Below are 23,602 nucleotides of genomic sequence, written 5' to 3' on the forward strand. Positions count from 1 at the left end.
CGGCATTGCAATGTCAGCCCCTGGCTTGATCTACGGTCCTCTCGGCGACCGCTGCGCCCACCTTTGTGTCGACATGCAGAGGCTGTTTGCCGAGCCATCGGAATGGGCGACGCCCTGGACTACGAGGGTCCTTCCGAGAATTGTGAGTCTCGTGGAGAGAAGGGCCGGGCAGACGATCTTCACGCGCTTCATACCGGCGTCGAGGCCGGGGCAGGGCGCCGGCACCTGGAAGCGCTACTACGAGCGCTGGGCATCGATGACGATCGAGAATGTCGGTCCGGGTATGATCGAATTGCTGCCGCAGCTGTCGCCATTTTGTCCGCCGGCGGAGGTGATCGACAAGCATGTCTATTCGCCTTGGCCGGAAGGCAGGCTGCAGGCCGTGCTTGCCGCTCGCCAGATCGATACGCTGATCGTCACCGGCGGAGAGACCGATGTGTGCGTGCTTGCCACCGTCCTGGGAGCGATCGACATCGGCTACCGCGTCGTGCTGGTCACCGACGCGCTTTGCAGCTCTTCCGATGCGACGCACGATGCGCTGATGACCGTCTATCATCAACGCTTTGCCCAGCAGGTGGAGACGGTCGAAATGGAGACCGTTCTTTCGGCCTGGAATTGAGGCTCGGCTCAGGCGTCGAGATCGATCAGGGCGATGCCGAGTTCGGGTCGTTTCGTGCGCCGCAAATGGACGGGCGCCTCCGTCACGGTGATTTCGAGCGTCGGCTGGACGATGCCTTCGAGCAGATGCCCACCTCGGGTCGACCCATCGCTCAGTCCGAGCACGGCATGGAGATGCAGGCTTGGTTTGCCGCTGTCGTCGACGGCGACGTCGCCGATGGYGCTCAGCACCTCACACTGCGCGTCCACGGGAATTTTCCGGTACGATTTCGAGCCGAAGTCAAACCAACCGACCGTCGCTCTCTCGAACGCGCCGATCGCCGTCAACGAGGCGCCGGTAAGTCCCTTCTGACCGGCGAARGCGGTAAGGGACGCGAAGGCTTCCTCGCCCGGATCGAGCACGACCACGAATATTCTTTGTCCGGAGGTCTCGGCGACGAGTTTCGATTTCATGATGCCCTGCAGACGGAGAGATGGAATGGGACAGAACGCCCGGCCACGCCGCATGTTCCAGCCAGGGGGTGAAACCTCGCGGCATTCCAGTTCGGGCCGGAAGCCTCACACTTCGGTGAAGCGTCGCGGTTTTGCGCTCACCGTCGGAACAATGGCACCATTGAAAGGTTAGCGCACAACACCAGCCAGCCAGGAGCGAGCCATGTCCCAGCCTTCAGCCCTGTCCACCAATGGTCTCAGCCGAAGAAAGTTCATGGCGGGCACGGTCTCGGCGGCCGCGGCCGCGCCATTGCTGACTTCGACCGCACGGGCCGAAGCGCCGACCGCAACCCAGCCGACACTGAGGCAGCCTGTCGTGACGTCGCTCAGGATCAACAAGCAGGCCTATGAGCTTTCGCTTGATACCAGAACCAGCCTGCTCGACGCTTTGCGCGACCATATCGGGCTCACCGGCACCAAGAAGGGTTGTGATCACGGCCAGTGCGGCGCGTGCACGGTGCTGGTCGACGGCAAGCGCGTTCTCTCTTGCCTGAGCTTCGCGGTGATGAACGACGGCAAGGATGTGACGACGATCGAAGGCCTCGCCTCGACAGATGGCAAATTGCATCCCATGCAGCAGGCCTTCATCGATCACGATGCCTTCCAGTGCGGCTACTGCACGCCGGGCCAGATCGTATCGGCGATCGGCTGCGTCAATGAAGGTCACGCCGATTCCGAGAATGACATCCGCGACTATATGAGCGGCAATATCTGCCGCTGCGCCGCTTATCCCAACATTGTCGCCGCCATTCTGCAGGCACGCGGCGAGACGAGAGGGRCATGAGATGCGACCTTTCATTTATGAACAGCCGACGGACATCTCCGCAGCGGTCGCGCTGGCGTCCAACTTCACGACCCGTGACGATCAGCCGACGCGGGCCAATGCGCAGTTCATCGCGGGCGGCACCAATCTCGCCGATTATATGAAATTAGGGGTCGCTGAGCCGAACCGCCTGCTCGATCTCAACCGGCTCGAGGAGCAAAAGCTCAGGCAGATCCGGGTGACGGAAGACGGCATCCGCTTCGGTGCCCTGGTGCGGATGGGCGAAGCTGCGGATCACCGTGAGGTCAAGGAGCGCTATCCGGTCATTGCCGACAGTTTGCGTTTGGCGGCAAGCGGCCAGATTCGCAACATGGCAAGCCTCGCCGGCAATGTCCTGCAACGCACGCGCTGCGAATATTTTCGCGAGACGTCCTGGGCTTGCAACAAGCGTGTGCCTGGATCCGGCTGCGCCGCGATGGGCGGCTTCAACCGGCAGCATGCGGTGCTTGGAGGCAGCGACGCCTGTATCGCCACCTATCATGGCGACTTCGCCCAGGCGCTGATCGCGCTCGATGCCGTCGTTCATGCCGAGGGCTCGCGCGGCGCGCGCAAAATCCCCTTCGGCAAGCTGCATCGGCAGCCGGGCGACACGCCGCATATCGAGACCGATCTCGCCGCTGACGAGATCGTCACCGCGATCGAGGTCCCGGCTCTGCCCTGGGCACGGCGCTCGCTCTACCTGAAGATCCGTGACCGCGAATCCTATGCCTTTGCGCTGGCTTCGGCGGCCGTCGCGCTCGACCTCGACGGCGAGACGGTGCGCGAGGCGCGGATCGCCCTCGGCGGGGTAGCGACGGTGCCTTGGCGCGCCAGCGTGGCCGAGGACGCCCTGCAAGGAAAGAAGCTCGACGAGGCATCGGCGGGAGCGGCGGCGGACGCCGCCTTCGCCGAGGCCCAGCCGCACCAGCACAACGCATTCAAGATCGAGCTCGGCAAGCGGACGCTGGTGCGCGCGCTGCTCGAAACCCGTGACATGAAGGTGTGACCATGGACGCTGCCGCTCCAAAACCCAAGGAAAACCAGGGCGAACCGCTGCCGCGCGTCGATGCTCGGCTGAAAGTCACCGGGCAGGCGCATTACCCCGCCGACCTGCCGACCGCCAACATCGCCTATGGCGCGCTGGCCACCAGCAGCATCGCCAGGGGCAAGGTGACGAAGCTTCGTCTCGACGACGCCCGCGCGGTGCCGGGCCTGCTCGACATCGTCACCTATGGCGACATGGACAAGGTCGACAAGCCGAAATTCGGCAATTCCAGCGCCACATCGATCGGACCACTGCATGACCGGACGATCTTCCATGACGGCCAGATCATCGCGCTCGCCGTTGCCGAGACATTCGAGGCGGCCGAAGAGGCGGCGCAGCTGATCCGCGCGGAATATGACGAGGAAAAGCCAACCGCGAGCTTCGACAGTCCGGGCACGAAGACCGTTGCGGCGGCCGGCAAAAGCCCGATGTTCAAGGAAGACGTGAAGGCCGGCGACTTCGACGCCGCCTTTGCCGCGGCGGCGGTCAAGATCGACCAGCGCTATTCCACACCAACCCAGCACCACAATCCGATCGAACTGTTTTCGACGACCGCGTACTGGCAGGGCGACCAGCTCGTCGTGCATGAGCCCTCGCAGAACGTCACCGGCTGGAAAGTCGAGCTTGCAAGGCAGTTGAAGATGGACCCGGCGAATGTGCGCATCGTAAGCCCCTTCATCGGCGGCGCATTCGGCTCGAAAGGCCCGATGACGCCGCGCACCGCGATCGTCGCGGTCGCCGCCAAGCGGCTCGGGCGTCCGGTGCGTTGCGTGACAAGCCGCATGCAGGCGTTCGGCACCCAGACCTACCGGGCCGAAACGCGGCACCGCATCAGGATCGGCGCCGACAGGGACGGYCGCATCACCGCTTTCGCGCATGAAGGCTGGGAGGTGACCTCGCGCCCCGACCTCTACGTCGTCGGCGGCACGTCGGCGACTGGCCGCATGTACGGCTACGGCTCGGTGCTGACCCATGTCTCGCTGGTGCAGGCGGATCGCAACACGCCGGGCTATATGCGTTCGCCGCCCGAGACGCCTTATGTCTATGCGCTTGAAAACGCCATGGACGAGATGGCGGCAACGCTTGGCATGGATCCGGTCGAGTTCCGCCGGATCAACGAACCGAAGACAGAGCCCATCGGCAAGAAGCCGTTCTCCAGCCGCTCGCTGATCCAGTGCTACGATCAGGCGGCGGAAGCCTTCGGATGGGCCAAGCGCGATCCGAAGGTTGGCGCGATGCGCGACGGCGACTGGCTGGTCGGCATGGGCTGCGCTACGGCGATCTATCCAACGGCCGTCGCGCCATGCGCGGCGCGCGTGCGCCTGACGGTCGATGGCGATGTGCGCCTGCAATGCGGTTCGCATGAGATCGGCACGGGTATTCGCACCGTGGCCGGCCAGATGGCGTCCGAGCGGCTCGGCGTCGCTATCGACAGGGTCGGTGTCGAAATGGGCGACAGCACCCTCCCGCCGGCGCCCGTCTCGGGCGGCTCTATCTCGACGGCCAGCGTGTGTTCGGCCGTGCTCAAGGCCTGCGATGCTATCCGAACCAAGCTGTATGCCGCCGCGACTGCCGAGGGCGGTCCGCTGGCCGGCTCCCACAATGAGGATTTCGATCTTGCCGACGGAAAGATCGTCGCGAAGAGCGGTGCGTCGGCCAAGGTCGAGGACGTCCTGAAAACCATGCAGGTCGGCGCGATCGAGGAATATGCCGAGTTCGCGCCCAAGGGCGCGACTCCAGAGGCACTGAAGAAGCTCTATGCCGGCACGCCGGAATTCCACGGCGGCGATCAGGACGAAGATTCGGTGAAATACGCCTTCGGCGCCGAGTTCGTCGAAGTGCGCATCAACCGCTACACCAGGGAAATCCGCGTGCCGCGCATCGTCGGCGCGTTTGCGGCCGGCCGCATCATGAACACGCGCACCGCGCGCAGCCAGCTGATGGGCGGGATGATCTGGGGCATCGGCCAGGCGCTGCATGAAGCGACCGAGGTCGACAGGCGCTATGCCCGCTACGTGAACCGCGATCTGCAGGATTACCTCGTGCCGGTCAATGCCGACATCAAGGATCTGCAAGTAATCCTGGTTCCGGAGGTCGACCACGCGGTCAACCCGGCAGGCGTGAAGGGCTTGGGCGAACTGGGCAATGTCGGCACGGCCGCCGCCGTCGCCAGCGCGGTCTACCACGCGACCGGCAAGCGCATCCGTGACCTTCCGATAAGGATAGAGCAGTTGCTCGTCTGACGGCCCTGCTACTCCCTCAGGCCGGCAACGCGCTCGAGAAGAGGCTTTTGCAGGGCCGGTATGCGGCCGATGGTCATCATTGCAAGGTTTCGGAACGTCTGCACGAAACTGTTGGTCGACTGCACGGTCGACAAAATGCGTTCGCTGAGTTCGATCCAGCGATGCCCCACCGGCCGGCGCTCATCCGTGTATCCAGCCAGCGTGCCATCGCCGAAACGCCGGGCGAAGGACGCGGCATCCTCGATGCCGAGATTCATGCCTCGCGCGCCAAGCGGCGAATGGACATGCGCGGCATCACCGCCGAGGAAGATGCGGGCGGTCTGGTAGCGTTTCGCCTGCTTTGCCGGAATATGGAAACGATCGGTCCGCAGCACCTGCGACACGCGGTAATTGCCTGGAACATGCGCCAACGCATCGGGCGTGTTGGAGACAGAGCGAAAGCGGCTGTCGCCGATCGGTATGATGAAGCCGACGTCGCCGCTGCGATTGACGAATGCCTGCGCAGAGCCTGCCTCGTAAGGCCAGGACGTAATCTCCGCATCGGTGATGCTCCATTCCCGCCTGTGCGTATAGCCCTCGAATTCGATGCCTGATGACTTGCGCACCGAACTGCCCGCCCCGTCGGCGCCGAAGACGATGTCGAAGCTGAGCCTTTCCTCGTGACCGCCTTGGCTGATCCTGGCCTCCACCTTGTCGGCATGCTGGGTGAGGCCGACCAGTTCCGCGCGCCATTCGACGTCGATGCCGAATGTCGCCAGCGTGTCGGCCATGATCCTTTCGGTGTCGCGCTGCGGCAGCGACAAGAGGAAATTGTAGCGGTGCGGCAGCAGCGAGAAGTCGATTATGAGAAGCTCCCGCGCTTCGACATGGAAATGCGCGTGGCGGATCTTGAGGCCCTCGGCCAGCAGTTTCCCGCTCACCCCGGACGCTTCGAGAATATCGAGGCTGTGCGCGCTGATGCCCACGGCCTTGCTGAGCGGCATCGGTCCGTCCTTCCTGTCTATGACCCTGGGGTGGACGCCGCGTCGCGCAAGCTCCAGCGCGGCTGTCAGTCCCGTCGGGCCGGCGCCGACGATGAGGATGGAAGCTTTTTCTCGGGGCACGACCGTCGCCTTTCCCAAACTGTCTACACGGGTGCCGCATTTGTCGACGATATGATCAGACCGGAACGCATTGCGCGTACGGAGGTTGCCCACCAATCGGTCTCTCTGCCCATCTGTCTTTAGCGAAAGGACGCTTTTTGCACGGTCGCTCTTGGAACTGTTTTTTCCCATGCCGGTTTGAGTACGGGCCGACCCGATCGCAATAGGACAGAGAGACGTTCATGTTTCACCTTGGCATCTGGATGTTGCCCATCGCAGGCATCCCTCTGATCCTCATTCTGATCTGGATGTACTTCCTCGCCAGGCGCCGAAGCCGGCGGCCGGCGGAGGGGAGGGGCGGTCCGTCACAGCCGACGGGACGGCGTCGCAACGACCTGAAGCGCTGAAGTCTCACGTTCCTAGCCCAGCTCACCGACCTCTGTCAGCCGGCCGGCAACGCATAGGCGATGACTTGGTCGCCGACTTTGGTTTCCATGAAGTGGTGGCCGCCGGGCGCGATCACGACATACTGCCTGCCGTCCGCCTCATAGGTCATGGGCGTCGTCTGGCCGCCGGCGGGAAGGTCGGCGTGCCACACCTCCTTGCCGGTCTTTATGTCGATCGCGCGCAGCTTGTTGTCGGTGGTCGCGGCGATGAAGATCAGCCCGCCGGCCGTTACYAGCGGGCCGCCATTGTTCGGCGTTCCGATTGTCAGCGGCAGCATCGAAGGAATGCCGAACGGACCGTTGTTGTCGGCGCTGCCGAGCGGCTCGTCCCACAGCGTCCTGCCGGTCTTGAGATCGATGGCTCGGATGTGACCGTAGGGCGGCTTCGAGCAGAGCAGGCCCGTGGGCAGGCGCCAGCCGGCATTGACCGCGATGGCGTAGGGCGATCCGGCCTGCGGGTCGCCGATATCCCGTACCTTTTTCGGACTGCCGCCCTTGTCGATCGGTTTGAAGCCCATCTCGTCGGCCTTCTTCCGCGGAATGAGTTGGTCGTAGTTCGGCATGTCGTTGTAGTTGGCGATCAGCACGCCGCTGTCGGTGTCGACGGCGATGCTGCCCCAGTCTGAACCGCCATTGTAGCCCGGATATTCGATGAAGGGCCGGTCGACCGTCGGCGGCGTGTACTCGCCCTGATAGGAGGCGCGATGAAACTGGATCCGGCAATAGAGCTGATCCAGCGGACTCATGCCCCACATGTCCTTTTCGGTCAGCACCGGCTGGTCGAGATGCGCGTACCCTGAATAGGGTTGTGTCTTGGACAGTTTGTCCGGCTCGACGCCACCCGATGGAGCCTTGCGCTCCTCGACCGGGAACAGCGGCTTGCCGGACTTGCGGTCGAGCACGTAGATCTGGCCCTGCTTGCTTGGCACGATGATGGCCGGGATCTTGCCGGTCACGGTCGGGAAATCGACCAGCGTCGGCTGCGAGCCAAGGTCGTAGTCCCAGAGATCGTGATGCACCGTCTGGAAATGCCAGACCGGCTTGCCGGTCGTGACATCGACCGCGACGAGAGACGAGTTGAACTGGTTCTCGAAATCCTTGCGGTCGACGCCGTAGTAATCGACGGCGGCGTTGCCGAGCGGCAGGTAGACGTAACCGAGCTGCGGATCGGCGGCGGCGACGGTCCACATGTTCGGCGTGCCGCGCGAGTAGGTGTCGCCCTGAGGCGGCGCGCCGGTGCGATCGGGATGACCCATATCCCACGCCCAGGCAAGCTTGCCGGTGGTTGCATCGTAGCCGCGGACAACGCCCGAGGGCGCATTCTCGGCTTGGCCGTCCTTAACCTGCGCGCCGACGACGGCAATGCCGCGCACGATGGTCGGCGGCGCCGTGATGGAATACCAGCCAGGCACGGTCTCGCCGATGCCCTGATTCAAGTCCACGCTGCCTTGCTGGCCGAAATCCTGGCAGGGTTTCCCCGTCTTGGCGTCAATGGCGATCAACCGTGCGTCCAGCGTTCCGAAGATGATCCTCGTGGCGCAGGCCTGATCGGTCTTGGCCCCCGGAACGGTGAAATAGGCGACGCCACGGCAACTCGCGCCATAGGGTATGGCGTTGTCGGGCACTTTCGGATCGTAGCGCCACTCCTCCTTGCCGCTGCGGGCATCCGCGGAAATGATAATGTCCTTGGCCGAACAGGCGTAGAGATGGCCGCCGATTTCCAGCGGCGTGTTCTCGGGCGAATAGAGGTCCTTGGTTGCCCCGTTCGGCATGTCGCCGGTGTGGAACGACCAGGCACGGGTGAGCTTGGAGACGTTGGCCGCCGTGATCTGGTTCAGTGGCGAATAGCGCGTCGCCAGTTCCGATCCGCCATAGACGGGCCAATCATTGCCGGCCTGGTGGACCGCGGCGTCCTGCGACGCCGGCGCGCCATTCGGCGTTGGCTGCGCGGCAGGCGCTGGCCGTTGCGTCGGTTGTGACTGCGCCAAGGCATTGATGTGCAAGAAGCCGAATGCGCCCAGCGCAATAACCGGCAGCAGCAAGCCGGTCACATAGGCAGCGTTTCGGCTCCGGCGCGTTGTCCGGTCGCGGAAGGCGGGGATGGCAAGCAGCACGAAAATCAGGATGACCGTAGGAGCAAGCGTGCGCGGCATCAGGGCCCAGCCGTCGAAACCCACCTCCCAATAGGCCCAGGCGAGCGTAGCGAGCCAGGTCAGCACGTAAAGCCAGACGCCGGCCATGTTCCCCGCCAGCAGCAGGATGCCCGCGAGCAGCAACGCGATGCCGGCCGGCAGATAATACCACGAGCCGCCAAGCGCGATCAGCCAGGCACCCCCGCCGCCGATCAGCAGGCCGAGGACGATCAGAAGAATGCCGATCAACGCTCTCCACCAGAAAGCGATGCCGCGATGGCGTACAGGGTAATGAGCGTTGTTTACACCGGCGTCGGTCATGGCATTTTCCAGCGTGAAATAGATCGTGATATCTGGCGAACGCATGTGAGCGGCTGTGGTTGCGGATTAAATCCGCGACCTGTTCCCAGTTGCGGTCACCATTCTGTGATTCCGGCACGGGCTCGGAACCTTGGCGGCGAAAGCACCGTTAGGTGTCGTCAACTCTGAGTTTGCCTTCAGCAGAATCGGCGAGGGGATGCCGCAGATCTTCTCGAAAAACGCCAATGGCGTTGCGCGCTTTGTCATCTGGGGAAGTTGTGCCGCTCTGCTGATCGCCGCCGCGATCGGGATAATCCTGCCCCGCTCGGACCTGGTAACGGGAGTAGGTGAGCCATTGGCGCAGCCGGTGCCGTTCAGCCACAAGCACCATGTCGGCCAGCTCGGCATCGACTGCCGTTATTGCCACAACGGCGTCGAGACCTCTTCTTCGGCGGGTCTGCCGGCCACCGAAGTCTGCATGACCTGCCATTCGCAGCTTTTCACCAACGCCAACATGCTGGCGCCGGTGCGCGCGAGCCTGGCCTCGGGCACGCCCATCAAATGGGAGCGCGTCAACAGCGTGCCCGACTTCGTGTTCTTCAACCACGCGATCCACATCAACAAGGGCGTCGCCTGCGAGACCTGTCATGGCGAGGTCGACGAGATGCCGCTGACAAGGCGGGCGCATACGCTGAGCATGGAATGGTGCCTCGGCTGCCATCGCAATCCCGAACCCAATCTGCGTCCGCCGCGGGACGTGTTCCTGATGCACTGGCAGCCGCCTGAGGACATCGCCGAGATCAGGCGACAGCTGATCGGCATGCTCGACATCCACCCCGAGACGATGACGGATTGCTATGTCTGCCATCGCTGACGACAGGCCTCGCTCCGCCATCGACATCGCGGCTCTGCGCAAGCGGCTGGCGCGTAGCGGCGAAATATGGCGCAGCCTGGATGAGATCGCCGGAACGGCCGAATTCCGCCGCTTCGTCGAGGCCGAGTTCCCGGCAATTGCGGAACGCCTGCCGGGAAAGCCGAACCGGCGGACGCTGCTGAAGCTGATGGGCGCCTCGCTGTCGCTTGCCGGGTTGGCCGCCTGCAGCAGGGCGGAAAGCATCGTGCCCTATGTGCGCCAGCCGGAAATCCTCATTCCCGGCAAGCCTGTCTATTACGCGACCACGCTGTCGAGCGACGGCTTCGGAATCGGCGCCATCCTCGAAAGCCATGAAGGGCGGCCGACAAAGATCGAAGGCAATCCGGACCATCCGGCATCGCGCGGCGCGACCGACGCGGTGATGCAGGCAGCCGTGCTGACGCTGTTCGATCCCGACCGCGCGCGCACGCCGCTCAAAGGTGGCCAACCGGCATCCTATGGCGATTTCCTCAAGGATATGGCGGCGCTCGTTTCGCGCTGGGGGGCATCACAAGGGCAGGGCGCGGCGTTGCTTCTCGAAGCCTCTACGTCGCCTACGTTTGTGGCTCAGATCGATGCGCTTCGGGTCCGGTATCCGAAACTGAAAATCTACCGCCACGACGCGTTGGCGACGCCGGCCGCGGAGGCAGCGTCACGCGCGCTGTTCGGATCGCCGCTGGCGCCGATCTATCGCTTCGACCGTGCCGAAACGATCGTCAGCCTCGATGCCGATTTCCTCGGTGAGGGTCCCGGGCGGCTCGCCTATGCGCACGACTTTGCGGCGCGACGGCGGGTGCGCGATCCGTCTGATCGAATGAGCCGGCTGTATGCAGTGGAGTCGACGCCGACAATCACTGGTGCTGCCGCCGACCATCGGCTTGCGATCAAGCCAAGTGAAGTCGAAGCCGTGGCTGCCGGATTGAACGCGGCGTTGACCGGCCAAACCGGAGGTTCCGGCTCGCCGATCGACCAGGCCTGGATGACGGCGCTGGTCGACGACCTGAAAGTGGCGGGCCGCGACGCGCTCGTTATCGCGGGGGCGCATCAGAGCGCCTTCGTTCACGCTGCCGCCTTGGCCGCCAATGCGACGCTTGGCGCGCTCGGCAACACGGTGAAACTGATCGAGCCGCCGGACGCGCTGCCGGTCAATGGCGATCTCGCGGCGCTGCGCGAGGCAATCAGCCGGCAAGCTGTCGACACAGTCGTGGCGCTAGGTGCAAACCCGCTGCACACCTCCCCGGCAAACCTTGATATGCGTAAGGCTTTTGCGGGACTGAAGCTGCTGGTCCATCATGGCCTCTACCGCGACGAGACGGCGTTCCTTGCGCATTGGCATGTGCCGGCGGCACATGAGCTCGAGAGTTGGGGCGACATCCGCGCCTATGACGGCACCTCCTCGCTGGTGCAGCCGCTGATCAAGCCGCTTTACGATGGCAAGACCGTTCATGAACTGCTTGCCGTGCTTGGCGGCCAGTTCGAGACCGATCCGCTGTCGCTCGTCAGGCAGCATTGGGCAGCACTCGATGACGATCCCTGGAAGAAGGCGTTGCGCGATGGCATTGTGTCGGACGGCGCCGCCAGGCCCGTATCTGTCACCGTGCCTCCGGATCTGGGTGGCCTAAAGCCGGCGGCGAACGCTGCCGCCGGTATCGACATCCGCTTCGTCGCCGATCCCTGGCTGCGTGATGGCCGCTTCGCCAACGCCTCATGGCTGCAGGAGTTGCCGCGGCCGCTGACCAAGATCGTCTGGGGCAATGCGGCGCTCATCTCGCCCGCCACTGCGGAGCGGCTGAAGATCGCAAATGGCAAGGTCATCAATGTCGCGTCAAGCGGCGCCAGCGTCGACGCGCCTGCCTGGATCGTTCCCGGCCACCCGGACGAGACGGTGACGCTTTCCTTCGGCTTCGGCCGCAAGGCTGGCTCCGTTGCGGCGCTGGCGGAAGGTTACGACGCATTTCGCTTGCGCAGCGGCGCTGAATGGTTTGCCACTGGCGCAGCTCTTGCGCCCCGGGAGAACAGCGTTCGGGTCATCACCACGCAGCATCATCAGGCGATGGAGGGGCGCGCCATCATTCGCCATGCGTCGCTCGATCTCTTCCGGCAGGATCCGCATTTCGTCCGCAAGGATGCGCCGCCGGCTCCAACGGAATCGCTTTATCCCGAATGGCCCTACGACCAGGAAGCCTGGGCGATGGCGATCGACCTCTCGGCCTGCATCGGCTGCATGGCCTGCGTCTCGGCCTGCCAGGCCGAGAATAATATCGCGCCGGTCGGACCGGACGAATGCGAGCGTGGGCAGGAGATRCACTGGCTGCGGGTGGATCGCTACTATGCCGGACCGCTTGATGCGCCCGAGATCTTCTTCCAGCCGGTGCCCTGCATGCATTGCGAAAAGGCGCCCTGCGAGGTTGTCTGCCCGGTCAACGCAACGGTGCACACGCATGATGGGCTGAATGCGCAGGTCTACAACCGCTGCATCGGCACGCGCTATTGCTCGCAGAACTGCCCCTATAAGGTGCGTCGCTTCAACTTCCTCGACCACCAATCCTTCGACAAGGACGAAGCCGGGCCGGAACAGGGCGTTCACAATCCCAATGTCAGCGTGCGCTCGCGCGGCGTCATGGAGAAATGCACCTATTGCGTCCAGCGTATCAGCGCCAAGCGCATCCAGGCGCAGATCGAGAATCGCGACATCGCCGATGGTGAAGTTGTCACCGCCTGCCAGCAGGCCTGTCCGACCCAGGCGATCACCTTCGGCGATCGCAACAGGAAGGATGCAAAGGTCGTTCGCGAGAAAAGCGCGCCGCAGAATTACGCGCTGCTGGAGGAGCTGAACACACGGCCGCGCACCACCTATCTCGGCAAGATCTCCAATCCGAACGGCAGGCTTGCCAAGCCGGGCGAGGCGACCGATGGCTAAAGCGAGCGCGAACAGCCCAGCCGTGCTGCGCGGCCGACACGATTTTCCGGAGATCAGCGGGCGCATTGGCTCGATCGTGCTCAACGGCCGCCTGCCGCGCCATTTCTGGACCGCGTTCTTCCTCTGCTTCCTGCTTGTCCTCCTGCTGCTCTATTCAATCACCTATCTGATCGCGGTCGGCGTCGGCGCTTACGGTATCGACATCCCGGTGGCCTGGGGCACGATGATCTCCAACTTCGTCTGGTGGATCGGCATCGGACATGCCGGCACGTTGATCTCGGCGGTGCTTTTGCTGCTGCGCCAACCATGGCGCGCCTCGATCAACCGCTTTGCCGAAGCCATGACGCTGTTTGCAGTCGCCATGGCGGGCCTGTTCCCCATCCTGCATCTTGGGCGGCCGTGGTTCTTCTATTGGCTGCTGCCGCTGCCCAATGTGCATATGCATTGGCCGCAATGGCGCAGCCCTCTCGTTTGGGATTTCGCGGCGATCGCCACCTACGCGACCGTCTCGCTGCTGTTCTGGTATATGGGACTTCTGCCCGATTTGGCGGTGCTGCGCGATCGCGCAAGATCCAGGCCGGCGCAGCTCTTCTACGGCATATTGGCGCTCGGCTGGCGCGGCTCGGCCTATCATTGGTCGCGCTACACGATAGTCTATTTCCTGCTTGCGGCACTGGCCACGCCGCTGGTCGTCTCGGTGCATTCGATCGTCTCGCTCGACTTCACCTTCGCGATCACGCCCGGCTACCACTCGACGATCTTCCCGCCCTATTTCGTCGCCGGCGCGCTGCTCTCGGGCTTCGCCATGGTGCTTACCATCGCCATTCCGCTGCGCTGGGCCTTCTCGGTCCAGGACCTGATCACGCCGCGTCACATGGACAATGCCGCCAAGCTGATGATCGCCGCCGGCATGGTCGTCGCCTATGGCTATGTCTCGGAGGCATTCTTCGCCTGGTATTCGGGCGAGCCCTATGAGCGCGCCATGATGGCGCAGCGCGCGCTGGGTCCCTATTCGCCACTGTTTTGGACGATGCTCAGCCTGAACTGCGGCGTGCTGCAGCTGCTTTGGTTCAGGCGCATCCGCCGCAACATGCCGCTGCTGTTTGCGATCGCCATTGCCATCAACATCGGCATGTGGATCGAGCGCTACATCATCGTCGTCACCGGGCCGAGCCGCGACTATCTCCCGACCTCCTGGGGCGAACAGTCGCTGACCTGGCTCGATTTCGGCATCCTGTTCGGCTCGATCGGCACCTTCTTCGCGCTCGTCTTCCTGTTCATTCGCATCCTGCCCGCGATCACCATCTTCGAGGTCGAGGAACTTGCCGAGGAGGAGGGCAAGGTCCGATGAGCCTCTACGGCCTCATGGCGGTGTTTGCCGATCCCGAAGCGCTTGTCGAAGCCGCGCGCGGCATGCGTGAGCGCGGCTACAGGCGCATGGACGCTTTCTCGCCGTTCCCGATGAAGGAACTGGACGAGATACTGGAAATCCCGCCCACGCGCTTGCCTTGGGCCGTGCTCGCCGGCGGCATCGCCGGAGCGGCGCTTGTTTACACGCTGATCTGGTATTCGGTCGAAATCGACTACCCCATCAATGTCGGCGGACGGCCGCTGCATTCCTGGCCGCCTTTCGTCGTCATCGCTTTCGAGGCCGGCATTCTGGGCGCTGCCTTGGCCGGTTTCCTGGGCATGCTCGCGGCCAACGGACTGCCCCGTTATTATCATCCGGTCTTCAATGCGGAGAGTTTCACCTATGCGCGCGGCGGCAGGTTCTATCTCCTGGTCGAAGCGGACGATCCAAAATACCGCAAGGGCGTGACCAGGGGCCAGCTGACGCGGCTCGGCGCCGAGCTCGTCGAGGAGGTCGAGGCGTGAGCGGCCTTCGCGTCACGTTCATGCTCGGCGCGCTGTTGGTCGCCGGCTGCCGCCAGGACATGGAGGACCAGCCGCGCTACGACGCGCTGGAGGCCAGCAACCAGTTCGCCGACGGCATGGCGGCGCGCACTCCGGTGGCGGGTACTGTCACGCGCGACGCCGATCTTTCGCCGGTCCCGGACAAGATCCCTTATCCGATCACGATCGAGCTGCTGCAGCAGGGGCAGCAGCGTTTCGACATCTTCTGCTCGCCCTGCCACGGCCGCACCGGCGACGGTCACGGCATGATCGTCCAGCGCGGTTTTCCGGCGCCGCCGAGCTATCACCAGGATGCGCTGCGCAAGGCCACCGACCGTCACTTCTACGACGTCATCACCAACGGCTATGGCGCCATGTATTCCTACGCGGCGCGCGTGCCTCCGCGCGACCGCTGGGCGATCGTCGCCTATATCCGCGCGCTGCAGTATTCGCGCGACGCGCCGGTCCCCGAGCTTCCGCAAAGCCTGCGCGCACGGCTCGAAGCGGAGGCTGCGCCATGAGCCGCGTCGAGCAAGGCTCTCTGGCCGCCGGCATCGCGGGACTCGTCCTGTGCGTGCTCGGGGTATCGCTCGATGCCAAAGCGATGCTGGGTGCCTGGTTTCCCGCGGCCATCTTTGCGCTCAGCCTGCCGCTCGGCGCGCTGACGATATTGATGGTGCACGGATTGACCGGCGGACGCTGGGGGGAGGCGGTCCGTCAGCCGTTGTGTGTCATCGCGGCGACGCTGCCGTTTGCGCTGGCCTTGCTCGTGCCCGTGCTGATGAGGCTCGATCTGGTCTTCCCATGGGCCGGCGCCGATACCGCGATGCTGCCCGAGACGGTTCGCGAGAAGCTTGCCTATCTAAACGCGCCGTTCTTCCTGCTGCGCTTTGCTTGCTGTGCCGCGATCTGGCTCGCTCTCACGTGGATGGTGCTGAACGCGACACGCGATGAGGCCAGCCCGAATGATCGTAGCGGTAAAAAATTCGCTCTTGGCCTCATCCTTCATGCGTGTGCCGTCAGCGTTTTCTCCATCGACTGGATGCTGTCGCTCGAGCCGGAATTCACCTCGACAATCTATGCACTTTGCGAAGCGTCGGCCGAGGTGGTCGGGGCATTCGCCCTGGCGATCCTGGTGCTGGCGGCAAATCGCGCGGTCGAGGTGTTGCCGGGTGGGGACGACGAAACCTCATTGAGTGAAGACCTCGCCAATATGCAGTTCGGCTTCGTGCTGACCTGGATCTACCTTACATTCATGCAATGGCTGGTGGTCTGGGGCGGCGATCTGCCCGATGAGATTCATTGGTACGTGGTCCGCAGCGACAACGGGTGGCAATATCTCCTCTACGTGTTGATTGCCTTGCAGGCGGCTGCTTTTGCCGGCCTGCTCAGCCAGGACCTGAAACGCAGCCATGCAGGCCTCGTCTGGCTCGCCGGAATTGTCTTGGCCGGCCATTTCGCCGACGTGGTCTGGCGCATCCGGCCGCCGCTCTTTGCCGGCGGGCCGCTTGAGCTGTGGCATGATGCGGTCGCCTGGATTGGAGTGGGTGGGCTATGGCTCGCCCTGTTCCTTTTCCTGCTCCGCCGGCCGGACAAGATCGTCTGGTGGAAGCGGGAGGTCGCCCATGGCTAAGGCGCACCGCCATCCCGAGAGCCGCGATGTCCAGCCGCGTGTGCTGCTCGCTTTCGGCGGCGGGCTGTTGCTGTTCATCGCTTTAGCGGCGATCGGCGTGAAGCTCATCTTCAACACCACGCCGACCTGGTTGCCGCTTCCGGCCAACACCAATCCCGACAACCCGGATCTGCAAACCGCGCCGCAACAGGATTTGGCCGCTTTCCGCGCCGAGGAAGATCGTCAGCTCAAGACGCTTGGTTGGGTCGATCGCAACGCCGGCATCGTGCGCATCCCGATCGACGACGCGATGTGGGCGGTGGTCAGCAACGGTCTGCCGGATTGGTCACAGCCGGAGGGCGAAGCCGCGCGACCCGACGATTGCGCCCTCGTCACGGCGGCGGTTCCTCGTGCCCCGCAGGCCCAGAATTGCAAGCAGCAGGAGGGGACAGGGCGATGAGAAGCTTGTTGGCTGCGCTTTGTCTGCTCATCGCCGGCACGGCGTTTGCCGCCGAGCGACCAATCTTCGATCCGAAGCCCGGCGCTCAGCTCAGCCTCGAGCGCGAATTGGCCGATGCAAGCGGCCGAAAGCTGACGCTGGGCGAGGCGCTCGGCGGGCATCCGGCGCTCGTCATCTTCGGCTACGACAAATGTCCGAACCTTTGTGGCGTCACCCAGCAGGCGGTTGCGTCCGACCTGAAGAAGACATCGCTTCGCCCAGCGGATTACCGCGCGCTGTTCATTTCGATCGACCCGGATGAGACCTCCGCCGATGCCGCCGAGGYGCGAGACGAAGTCGCTTCCGCCGCGGGTCCGGCCGGCCTATCGGCCTGGCGTTTCCTGACCAGCCGCGGCGGCGCCGGCGCGGCGCTGGCCAATGAGGCCGGCATCACTTTCGACCGGCGCAAGGGCATCGACCAGTTCGTCCATCCGATCGCGGTCATTGCGCTGACACCGTCCGGCCGAATTTCGCAGGTGCTGCCGGCGCTGACCTTCACGCCGCGCGATCTTCAGCTCGCGCTGGTCGAAGCGTCGGCCAACAAGCTCGGGTCGATTGCCGATCACGTCTTCCTGTTCTGCGCCGGGTTCGACAGTTCCAAGGGCCAGTACACGCCAGCCATCTGGGTGGCGCTGAAAGCGGCCAGCCTGGCCACATTGCTCGGCCTCGCCGCTATCGTGCTCTGGCAAACGCGCAGGAGGGCACGGTGAATTTCGGCGTCCCCTTCTTCCCTCAGGAAGCATCGTCCGAAGCTGGCCATGTCGATGCGTTGTTTTACACGCTGCTCGTTTTCTCAGCCGTTCTCGGACTGACGCTCTCCGGCCTGGTTGTCGGCTACGCCGTGAAATATCGGGTCGGCTCGAAAGCGGATCGCACCGGACAGCGTTCCCGCACCATGTGGCTCGAGATGAGCTGGACCGCCGCCAGCCTGATCATCGCCTTCATCTTCTTCGGCTGGGGCGCAGTGCTTTTCGTTCGCCGCGATCATCCGCCGGCGGACGCGCTGGAGATCACGGGGCTGGGCAAACAGTGGATGTGGGAGTTCAGGCAACCCGGCGGCCAGCGTGAGATCAACGAATTGCACGTTCCGGTCGGCAAGCCGGTCGTGGTGTCGCTCGCCTCGCAGGACGTCATCCATTCCTTCTACGTGCCGGCTTTCCGCATCAAGCAGGACGCAGTTCCCGGCCGCACGACACATATCTGGTTCATCGCCACCGAGCCGGGCCGCTATCACTTGTTCTGCGCCCAATATTGCGGCACGCAGCATTCCGAAATGGGCGGCTGGGTGACGGCGATGGCGCCCGAGCAATATGCCGCGTGGCTGAACAGCCAGGGCGAAGGCGAGACGCTTGCCGCGAGCGGCGAGAAACTGTTTCGCGCGCTTGGCTGCTCCGGCTGTCATGGCGCGAGCAGCAAAGTGAGGGCGCCGTCGCTGGATGGCATCTTCGGCCGGCCGGTGGCGCTCGACAACCAGCAGACGGTCATAGCCGACGAGCGCTATTTGCGCGACTCCATCCTCAACCCGAAGAAGGAGATCGCCGCCGGCTACGAGCCGGTCATGCCGAGCTTCGACGGCCTGATCGACGAAGGCGAACTGCAGATGCTGCTTGCCTATCTGAAGTCGCTTTCGCCACAACCGACAGCTGGAGCCAGGCCATGAGCAACGCGGCGATGCCTGGCACCTATCTGGCGGAAGGCAGCGGGCCTCGCGCCTGGCTGCTGACCACCGACCACAAGCGCGTCGCATGGCTCTATCTGGCCTCGCTGACGGCCTTCTTCTTCCTCGGCGGCGCCATGGCGGTGCTGATGCGCATCGAGCTGGCGACACCGGCCGGCGATCTTGTCTCCGATGACACCTACAACCGGCTGTTCTCGCTGCACGGCATCATCATGGTCTGGTTCTTCCTGGTGCCGTCGATCCCGGCGACGCTCGGYAATTTCCTTTTGCCGCTGATGATCGGCGCGCGCGACCTCGCTTTCCCGCGGCTGAACCTCGCCAGCTGGTACGTCTTCATCTTTGGCAGCCTGTTCGCGCTGTTTGCGGTGGTGGCCGGCGGCGTCGATACCGGCTGGACGTTCTACACGCCGCTGTCGACGCTCTATGCCAACGGCTTCGTCTCGACGGCGGCGTTCGGCGTCTTCATCGTCGGCTTCTCGACGATCATGACCGGCATCAATTTCATCGTCACGGTGCACACGCTGCGGGCGCCGGGGCTCACCTGGTTCCGCTTGCCGATCTTCGTCTGGACGCTCTACGCCACCAGCCTGGTGATGGTGCTGGCAACCCCGGTGCTCGCCGCCTCGCTGATCCTGATCGTGCTGGAGCGCGTGTTCGGCATCGGCATCTTCAATCCCGATCTCGGCGGCGATCCGCTGCTCTTCCAGCACCTCTTCTGGTTCTACTCGCACCCGGCCGTCTACATCATGATCCTGCCCGGCATGGGCGTAGTGTCGGAGGTCTTGCCCTGCTTTAGCCGCCGACCGCTGTTCGGCTACAAGGCGGTGGCGATGTCGTCGATGGCGATCGCCGTCTTCGGCTTCCTGGTCTGGGGCCACCACATGTTCGTCAGCGGGCAGTCGGCCTATGCCGGCGTGGTGTTCTCGTTCCTGTCCTTCTGCGTCGCCATTCCGTCGGCGATCAAGGTCTTCAACTGGAGCCTGACGCTGCGCAAGGGCGAGATCAGCTTCGAGGCGCCGATGCTCTATGCGTTGTTTTTCCTTGGACTGTTCACCTTCGGCGGATTGGCCGGGCTCTTCCTTGCGGCGTTGGCCGTCGATGTCCATGTCCACGATACCTATTTCGTCATCGCGCATTTCCATTACATCATGGTCGGCGGCATGGTGACGGCGTATATGGCCGGCCTGCATTTCTGGTGGCCGAAGATGACCGGCCGCCTGTATTCGGAAACGTCGGCGCGAATTGCAGCGACCGTGACCTTCGTCGGCTTCAATCTCACCTTCTTCCCGCAATATGTGCTGGGCTTCAACGGCATGCCGCGGCGCTATCATACCTATCCGCCTGAGTTCCAGTTCTGGAACGTGTTGTCCTCGGCCGGCGCGGTGGTGCTGGCGATCGGCTATTTGATGCCGTTGTTCTATCTCGGCTGGTCGCTGTTTCGCGGCGCCCGCGCGCCCGATAATCCATGGAACGCCACCGGGCTCGAATGGCAGACAAGCTCGCCGCCACCGCCGCATAATTTCGAGACCATGCCGGTCGTGACCAGGCCGGCCTATGCGTACGACATGAAGGGGCTCGAGCATGAGCGCTTCAGCCCGCACCGGGAGGAGGCGGCGCAATGAGCGGCACCGAGAGCGTCGCTTTCGACACACCCCGGCGCGAGCGGCGCGCCGATAATTTTGCGATGTGGGTGTTCATCGGCTCGGAGGCGATGCTGTTCGGTGCGATCTTCCTGGTTTTCCTCGTCGCGCATGTCGATTTCGGCCCCGCTTTCGCCGCCGCCTCGAAACATCTTTCTCTGCCGCTGGGCACCTTCAACACGGCGGTCTTGATCACCAGCAGCTTCACCATGGCATCAGCGCATAGGCTTGCACTCCATAGACGTTGGCGTGCGACGATCTGGGCGCTGGCCGCGACCGCGGCGCTGGGCGTGTGCTTCCTGGTCGTGAAGGGGATCGAATACGGCAAGGAGATCAGCGAGGGACTGGCGCCGCTTCTCGGCCTGCCGTTCCGCTATGCCGGGCCGGATCCCGTGCACGCCGAATTCTTCTTCGGCCTCTATTTCACGATGACCTCGCTGCATGCGCTGCACCTGATCGGCGGCATCGTCGTCATCGCGGGAATGATCGCGCTCTGGCGGACCGCCAGCCCTGCCAATCGGCTGCGCCGGGTGGTGGCCGTCGGCCTCTACTGGCATTTCGTCGACATCATCTGGGTGTTCATGTTCCCCGTTCTTTATCTGATCAACCGATGAGCGAACTGCGCAAACTCACCTTCGGCTATCTCGGGCTGCTCGCGCTGCTGGCGCTGACGGTCGGCTCATCCTTCGTCGATCTCGGCGGATTCAACGTCGCGCTCAACCTGGCGATCGCCGCCGCGAAGGCGATCCTGATCGCCATGCTGTTCATGCATCTGACCGGCACGTTGCCGCGGCTGGYCGTCGCGGCAGCCGGGCTTTGGCTCATCATCCTGTTCGGGCTGACGCTGATCGGACGATGAGCGGTAAGGCGGTGCCCTACGATCTAGCTGAACCCTGCAATCCGTTCGATCTTCACGCTCTATCTCATCCTCGCGAAGGCTGCTCTGGAACATAGAAGATCGCTCGCAGTTTGGGTTTCGCTGCAGATGCCTAATGGCGTCTGGTGAGATCGGTGGCAACACCTGATCGGGCCGCGTCTGTCCCGCAGGCGTGGGCTTCATGCCCCGGCAGGATCTGCCGTGCGCTGTGCAGATGTCGCCGCCACAACCACAGGAGACAGCAATGAAGCATCAAACCTCATATGAACTACAATCAGTGGCCGTCGTCGACCGGCTTGGATTGGTTCCTCTGGCAACAAGAGCGCAGCGGATCGAGCGGTGGGCGGAATTGCTCGAGCGAAATCCTCTGCGGTGCCTCTCGGCCCTCACGGGAACCGAATATGTCGATCCTGAAGTTCGCGAACGGGTGCGGGCGGACGGGTCCCCGCTCGCGGTTGCGTTCGATGATCCGCTGCTGCGCGCGGCCGGATTGCAATCGGATACCTATGGAGAGGCGAAGCGCTTTTTCGAACTCTCCGATTGGCAGTTGCATGACGTCGTCTGCAGCTGCCATGCGGGAGCGACGATGCAGGCCAACTGGGCTGCGGCGCGGGTCCGCAGGCTGATAAACGGCAACCGGTTCTTCGCTTGGCTCAGAAGCCGCCTCTTGCACTGAAGCTCGTCACCGGCGAACGCAGGTCGCCGGCGGCACAGTGCCCACGACGCCGCGCCGATATCAGTGCGTCTGACACATGGACGTTTCGTCCATGCGCATCGATCGGATCAGGCCGCATGGAACGATTCCGCAGGCCCGCAGTTCGGCGCCCGGGCGGGGTAGGCCGGAAACCATGACCTGACATCGTATGGCCAAGCCTCCAGATACGATAACGAGCGGGAAAATGCCAAACGTGTTCGCGATCTCGCGCAAAGAGCCGGTATTCCAAGCGGATTGGCCTTGGCTCTCATCCTGAAATACGGCAATCACCCGAGCGCACTCGACCGCGAGGCCGCCAAGCTGAAGCGGGAAGCGGAGAACACCGGGAATTGATCATCCGGTGTCTCGCTGGCAAGGCGGTACGGCCGATACCGCCAAGCGGTGGATAGCCCTTGTTCTCAGCCATTCTGGTCTATGGCGTGCGGCGAGGGTTGCTGGCTGCCGCCTGGACGTCTGCTGTTCTGGTCCGCCCAGACCCAGATGGCGACCAGAGCGATCACCAGAATGCCGAGTGCAATTATGATACGACGCATCAGCGGGCCGACACGCTTCCGCCGCCTGGCCTGTTGGCGGCCGGGTCAGAGCCGACGCCAACGGCGGGATCTGGCGCCACTGGACCACGCTCGGCTTCCGAGCTTTCCGACTCGATCTCCTGCACGGCTTGGTCCCAGTGTTCCTGTTCGCGTCCCTCGGGGCGACCTTCCCGTTCCCAGATCTCGTGGGCGCGTTGGCGAATCCGTTCTTCCCTGTCCATGATGAACCTCCTTCGCTTGGTGCCTGAACCGGCGCTGTTGCGCCTAATCGGGTGGCAGTGGGTTTGTTCCGTCACGGTTGGGTTTGGAGGCGCTTTCGGGAACGTCGCCGTCGCGCCGGTGTTATCCCAGGTGTTATCCATTGACGTAAACTGGAGATGAGTGATGGACGACGATCGGAACCGCCGCGAGACCGGCGCCACGAAATATCCTGTCAATACCGGTCCGGATCCCGCCGACCAATTTTCGCAGGATGCCGCCGAGAACGAAAAGCCTCGCGAGGGCATGGGTCTTACCCGGCGACAAGGTGAGGTAGAGGACAAGACCCGTCAATCCGAGGGCCGCAACCCACCGCGCCGGCCCAACCCAGCTACCGGAAAGAGTTCGGGAGCCGGCTCGGTGGCCGTCGAGCATTCCGGGGATGCCAAGGCGCACAGGCGCGGCCGTCAGCCCGGCGCCCATGTGGCGGAATGAGCGGAGCCCGGCGCATGGAACATAGCTTTGACTTCCAAGTTCGGTAGCGCCGTCCGCCGGCGTCCCTGCATCCCGGCGGTGGATTGTGAGACCCCGGAATTACCCGGGGTTGCGGCAAGCACGGCGGACCGACGATGAACGGAACAGCTTCAAGCGGACATTTCCACAAATGGACGGGCGCGGTGGCGTGCCGTTCATCCAATTGGCGCCGATCGAAGGCATGCCTGGTTTTGCCTGTAAGTGTCCTGGCAGGTTTTCTCTGCGTCCCTGCATCGGCGCACCAAGCCCCGGCAGGCTGGCAGTACGATCCTTCCTGCTGCGCCGGGGTGGATTGCTACCAGGCCCCGCCCTCGGATGTGAAGGAGACGAAATACGGCTACCAACTCTCGACCGGGGAACTGATCCCCTACACCGATCACCGCATCAAGCGATCCCGAGACGAATATTTTCATGAATGCAAGCCGGGCGG

Annotated in this window: 23 protein-coding genes; 18 read left to right on the forward strand and 5 right to left on the reverse strand. The window is 63.7% G+C overall.

Annotation, left to right across the window (positions count from 1 at the left end):
• Positions 1-10 precede the first annotated feature (10 nt).
• Positions 11-619: a cysteine hydrolase family protein gene (locus LCM4577_RS15535; RefSeq protein WP_071072064.1), complete on the forward strand. Its 609-nt coding sequence runs from the start codon at positions 11-13 to the stop codon at positions 617-619.
• 8 nt (positions 620-627) lie between these two features.
• Here the strand turns inward: LCM4577_RS15535 and LCM4577_RS15540 are convergent, their stop codons facing one another.
• Complete coding sequence (locus LCM4577_RS15540; protein WP_071072066.1) at positions 628-1,071, reverse strand: PPC domain-containing DNA-binding protein; 444 nt, start codon at positions 1,069-1,071, stop codon at positions 628-630.
• A 202-nt stretch (positions 1,072-1,273) separates the two neighbouring features.
• Between LCM4577_RS15540 and LCM4577_RS15545 the strand changes: the two genes are divergently transcribed.
• Genes LCM4577_RS15545 through LCM4577_RS15555 form a run of 3 tightly spaced genes read left to right on the forward strand, consistent with a single transcriptional unit; the run spans position 1,274 to position 5,200 of the window.
• A complete protein-coding gene (locus tag LCM4577_RS15545) occupies positions 1,274-1,894 on the forward strand; it encodes a (2Fe-2S)-binding protein (protein WP_071072068.1) in 621 nt (206 codons plus the stop codon).
• Between the two features lies 1 nt (position 1,895).
• A complete protein-coding gene (locus LCM4577_RS15550) occupies positions 1,896-2,918 on the forward strand; it encodes a xanthine dehydrogenase family protein subunit M (protein WP_071072070.1) in 1,023 nt (340 codons plus the stop codon).
• A gap of 2 nt (positions 2,919-2,920) precedes the next feature.
• Entirely contained in the window at positions 2,921-5,200 is a 2,280-nt protein-coding gene (locus LCM4577_RS15555) for a xanthine dehydrogenase family protein molybdopterin-binding subunit (protein WP_071072072.1), read from the forward strand.
• Between the two features lie 8 nt (positions 5,201-5,208).
• Here the strand turns inward: LCM4577_RS15555 and LCM4577_RS15560 are convergent, their stop codons facing one another.
• Both LCM4577_RS15560 and LCM4577_RS15565 read right to left on the reverse strand, forming a co-directional pair.
• Positions 5,209-6,303 carry an NAD(P)/FAD-dependent oxidoreductase gene (locus LCM4577_RS15560; protein ID WP_071072508.1) on the reverse strand — a complete coding sequence of 365 codons (1,095 nt, stop codon included), beginning with the start codon at positions 6,301-6,303 and terminating at the stop codon, positions 5,209-5,211.
• Positions 6,304-6,724: 421 nt separating this feature from the next.
• The gene (locus tag LCM4577_RS15565) at positions 6,725-9,181 is read right to left on the reverse strand and encodes a membrane-bound PQQ-dependent dehydrogenase, glucose/quinate/shikimate family (protein WP_071072510.1); all 2,457 of its coding nucleotides are present in this window, start codon (positions 9,179-9,181) and stop codon (positions 6,725-6,727) included.
• Between the two features lie 196 nt (positions 9,182-9,377).
• Here LCM4577_RS15565 and LCM4577_RS15570 point away from each other — a divergent pair, with 196 nt between their 5' ends.
• The 13 genes from LCM4577_RS15570 (at position 9,378) to LCM4577_RS15630 (ending at position 21,868) form a co-directional block, all read left to right on the forward strand.
• Positions 9,378-10,034, forward strand: coding sequence for a cytochrome c3 family protein (locus tag LCM4577_RS15570; protein ID WP_041005842.1), 657 nt, complete (start codon positions 9,378-9,380; stop codon positions 10,032-10,034).
• The gene (locus LCM4577_RS15575; protein ID WP_071072073.1) at positions 10,018-12,993 is read left to right on the forward strand and encodes a TAT-variant-translocated molybdopterin oxidoreductase; all 2,976 of its coding nucleotides are present in this window, start codon (positions 10,018-10,020) and stop codon (positions 12,991-12,993) included. Before LCM4577_RS15570 ends, LCM4577_RS15575 begins: the two co-directional genes overlap by 17 nt.
• Positions 12,986-14,344, forward strand: a complete 1,359-nt coding sequence (gene nrfD, locus LCM4577_RS15580) for an NrfD/PsrC family molybdoenzyme membrane anchor subunit (RefSeq protein ID WP_071072075.1) — start codon at positions 12,986-12,988, stop codon at positions 14,342-14,344. The genes LCM4577_RS15575 and nrfD overlap by 8 nt, the downstream gene beginning before the upstream one ends.
• Positions 14,341-14,868 carry a DUF3341 domain-containing protein gene (locus LCM4577_RS15585; RefSeq protein WP_116390071.1) on the forward strand — a complete coding sequence of 176 codons (528 nt, stop codon included), beginning with the start codon at positions 14,341-14,343 and terminating at the stop codon, positions 14,866-14,868. The genes nrfD and LCM4577_RS15585 overlap by 4 nt, the downstream gene beginning before the upstream one ends.
• Positions 14,869-14,888: 20 nt before the next feature.
• Entirely contained in the window at positions 14,889-15,407 is a 519-nt protein-coding gene (locus tag LCM4577_RS15590) for a cytochrome c (protein ID WP_071072511.1), read from the forward strand.
• Entirely contained in the window at positions 15,404-16,519 is a 1,116-nt protein-coding gene (locus LCM4577_RS15595; protein ID WP_071072077.1) for a hypothetical protein, read from the forward strand. Before LCM4577_RS15590 ends, LCM4577_RS15595 begins: the two co-directional genes overlap by 4 nt.
• Positions 16,512-16,958 carry a hypothetical protein gene (locus LCM4577_RS15600; protein ID WP_071030509.1) on the forward strand — a complete coding sequence of 149 codons (447 nt, stop codon included), beginning with the start codon at positions 16,512-16,514 and terminating at the stop codon, positions 16,956-16,958. The genes LCM4577_RS15595 and LCM4577_RS15600 overlap by 8 nt, the downstream gene beginning before the upstream one ends.
• Positions 16,959-16,966: 8 nt before the next feature.
• Positions 16,967-17,707, forward strand: a complete 741-nt coding sequence (locus LCM4577_RS15605; RefSeq protein ID WP_071072079.1) for an SCO family protein — start codon at positions 16,967-16,969, stop codon at positions 17,705-17,707.
• Positions 17,704-18,657, forward strand: coding sequence for a cytochrome c oxidase subunit II (gene coxB / locus LCM4577_RS15610; protein WP_071072081.1), 954 nt, complete (start codon positions 17,704-17,706; stop codon positions 18,655-18,657). The genes LCM4577_RS15605 and coxB overlap by 4 nt, the downstream gene beginning before the upstream one ends.
• Positions 18,654-20,297 carry a cytochrome c oxidase subunit I gene (ctaD, locus tag LCM4577_RS15615; protein ID WP_071030506.1) on the forward strand — a complete coding sequence of 548 codons (1,644 nt, stop codon included), beginning with the start codon at positions 18,654-18,656 and terminating at the stop codon, positions 20,295-20,297. Before coxB ends, ctaD begins: the two co-directional genes overlap by 4 nt.
• Positions 20,294-20,929, forward strand: a complete 636-nt coding sequence (locus tag LCM4577_RS15620; protein WP_071030505.1) for a cytochrome c oxidase subunit 3 — start codon at positions 20,294-20,296, stop codon at positions 20,927-20,929. The genes ctaD and LCM4577_RS15620 overlap by 4 nt, the downstream gene beginning before the upstream one ends.
• Positions 20,926-21,174 (forward strand): cytochrome C oxidase subunit IV family protein, encoded by a 249-nt coding sequence (locus LCM4577_RS15625; protein WP_071030504.1) that lies wholly within the window; start codon positions 20,926-20,928, stop codon positions 21,172-21,174. Before LCM4577_RS15620 ends, LCM4577_RS15625 begins: the two co-directional genes overlap by 4 nt.
• A gap of 262 nt (positions 21,175-21,436) precedes the next feature.
• Positions 21,437-21,868 carry a hypothetical protein gene (locus LCM4577_RS15630; protein WP_040984377.1) on the forward strand — a complete coding sequence of 144 codons (432 nt, stop codon included), beginning with the start codon at positions 21,437-21,439 and terminating at the stop codon, positions 21,866-21,868.
• Positions 21,869-22,305: 437 nt separating this feature from the next.
• Here LCM4577_RS15630 and LCM4577_RS15635 read toward each other — a convergent pair whose 3' ends face one another.
• Together LCM4577_RS15635 and LCM4577_RS15640 are read right to left on the reverse strand one after the other, a co-directional pair.
• Positions 22,306-22,440, reverse strand: coding sequence for a hypothetical protein (locus tag LCM4577_RS15635; protein ID WP_274534954.1), 135 nt, complete (start codon positions 22,438-22,440; stop codon positions 22,306-22,308).
• Positions 22,440-22,661 (reverse strand): DUF2934 domain-containing protein, encoded by a 222-nt coding sequence (locus LCM4577_RS15640; protein WP_071072083.1) that lies wholly within the window; start codon positions 22,659-22,661, stop codon positions 22,440-22,442. Before LCM4577_RS15640 ends, LCM4577_RS15635 begins: the two co-directional genes overlap by 1 nt.
• A 163-nt stretch (positions 22,662-22,824) precedes the next feature.
• Here LCM4577_RS15640 and LCM4577_RS15645 point away from each other — a divergent pair, with 163 nt between their 5' ends.
• A complete protein-coding gene (locus LCM4577_RS15645) occupies positions 22,825-23,133 on the forward strand; it encodes a hypothetical protein (protein WP_041005856.1) in 309 nt (102 codons plus the stop codon).
• The last annotated feature ends 469 nt before the right edge of the window (positions 23,134-23,602 follow it).

Source organism: Mesorhizobium sp. LCM 4577 (genome assembly GCF_001854795.2).
Classification (GTDB): domain Bacteria; phylum Pseudomonadota; class Alphaproteobacteria; order Rhizobiales; family Rhizobiaceae; genus Mesorhizobium; species Mesorhizobium plurifarium.

What these genes read in the sequence shown, in the direction of transcription:
- LCM4577_RS15585 (WP_116390071.1), top strand. Translation starts at nt 14,341, where the DNA reads ATGAGCCTCTACGGCCTCATGGCGGTGTTTGCCGATCCCGAAGCGCTT.
- nrfD (WP_071072075.1), top strand. Translation starts at nt 12,986, where the DNA reads ATGGCTAAAGCGAGCGCGAACAGCCCAGCCGTGCTGCGCGGCCGACAC.
- LCM4577_RS15550 (WP_071072070.1), top strand. Translation starts at nt 1,896, where the DNA reads ATGCGACCTTTCATTTATGAACAGCCGACGGACATCTCCGCAGCGGTC.
- LCM4577_RS15640 (WP_071072083.1), bottom strand. Translation starts at nt 22,661, where the DNA reads ATGGACAGGGAAGAACGGATTCGCCAACGCGCCCACGAGATCTGGGAA.
- LCM4577_RS15600 (WP_071030509.1), top strand. Translation starts at nt 16,512, where the DNA reads ATGGCTAAGGCGCACCGCCATCCCGAGAGCCGCGATGTCCAGCCGCGT.
- LCM4577_RS15630 (WP_040984377.1), top strand. Translation starts at nt 21,437, where the DNA reads ATGAAGCATCAAACCTCATATGAACTACAATCAGTGGCCGTCGTCGAC.
- LCM4577_RS15570 (WP_041005842.1), top strand. Translation starts at nt 9,378, where the DNA reads ATGCCGCAGATCTTCTCGAAAAACGCCAATGGCGTTGCGCGCTTTGTC.
- LCM4577_RS15590 (WP_071072511.1), top strand. Translation starts at nt 14,889, where the DNA reads ATGCTCGGCGCGCTGTTGGTCGCCGGCTGCCGCCAGGACATGGAGGAC.
- LCM4577_RS15595 (WP_071072077.1), top strand. Translation starts at nt 15,404, where the DNA reads ATGAGCCGCGTCGAGCAAGGCTCTCTGGCCGCCGGCATCGCGGGACTC.
- LCM4577_RS15635 (WP_274534954.1), bottom strand. Translation starts at nt 22,440, where the DNA reads ATGCGTCGTATCATAATTGCACTCGGCATTCTGGTGATCGCTCTGGTC.
- LCM4577_RS15645 (WP_041005856.1), top strand. Translation starts at nt 22,825, where the DNA reads ATGGACGACGATCGGAACCGCCGCGAGACCGGCGCCACGAAATATCCT.
- LCM4577_RS15620 (WP_071030505.1), top strand. Translation starts at nt 20,294, where the DNA reads ATGAGCGGCACCGAGAGCGTCGCTTTCGACACACCCCGGCGCGAGCGG.
- LCM4577_RS15535 (WP_071072064.1), top strand. Translation starts at nt 11, where the DNA reads ATGTCAGCCCCTGGCTTGATCTACGGTCCTCTCGGCGACCGCTGCGCC.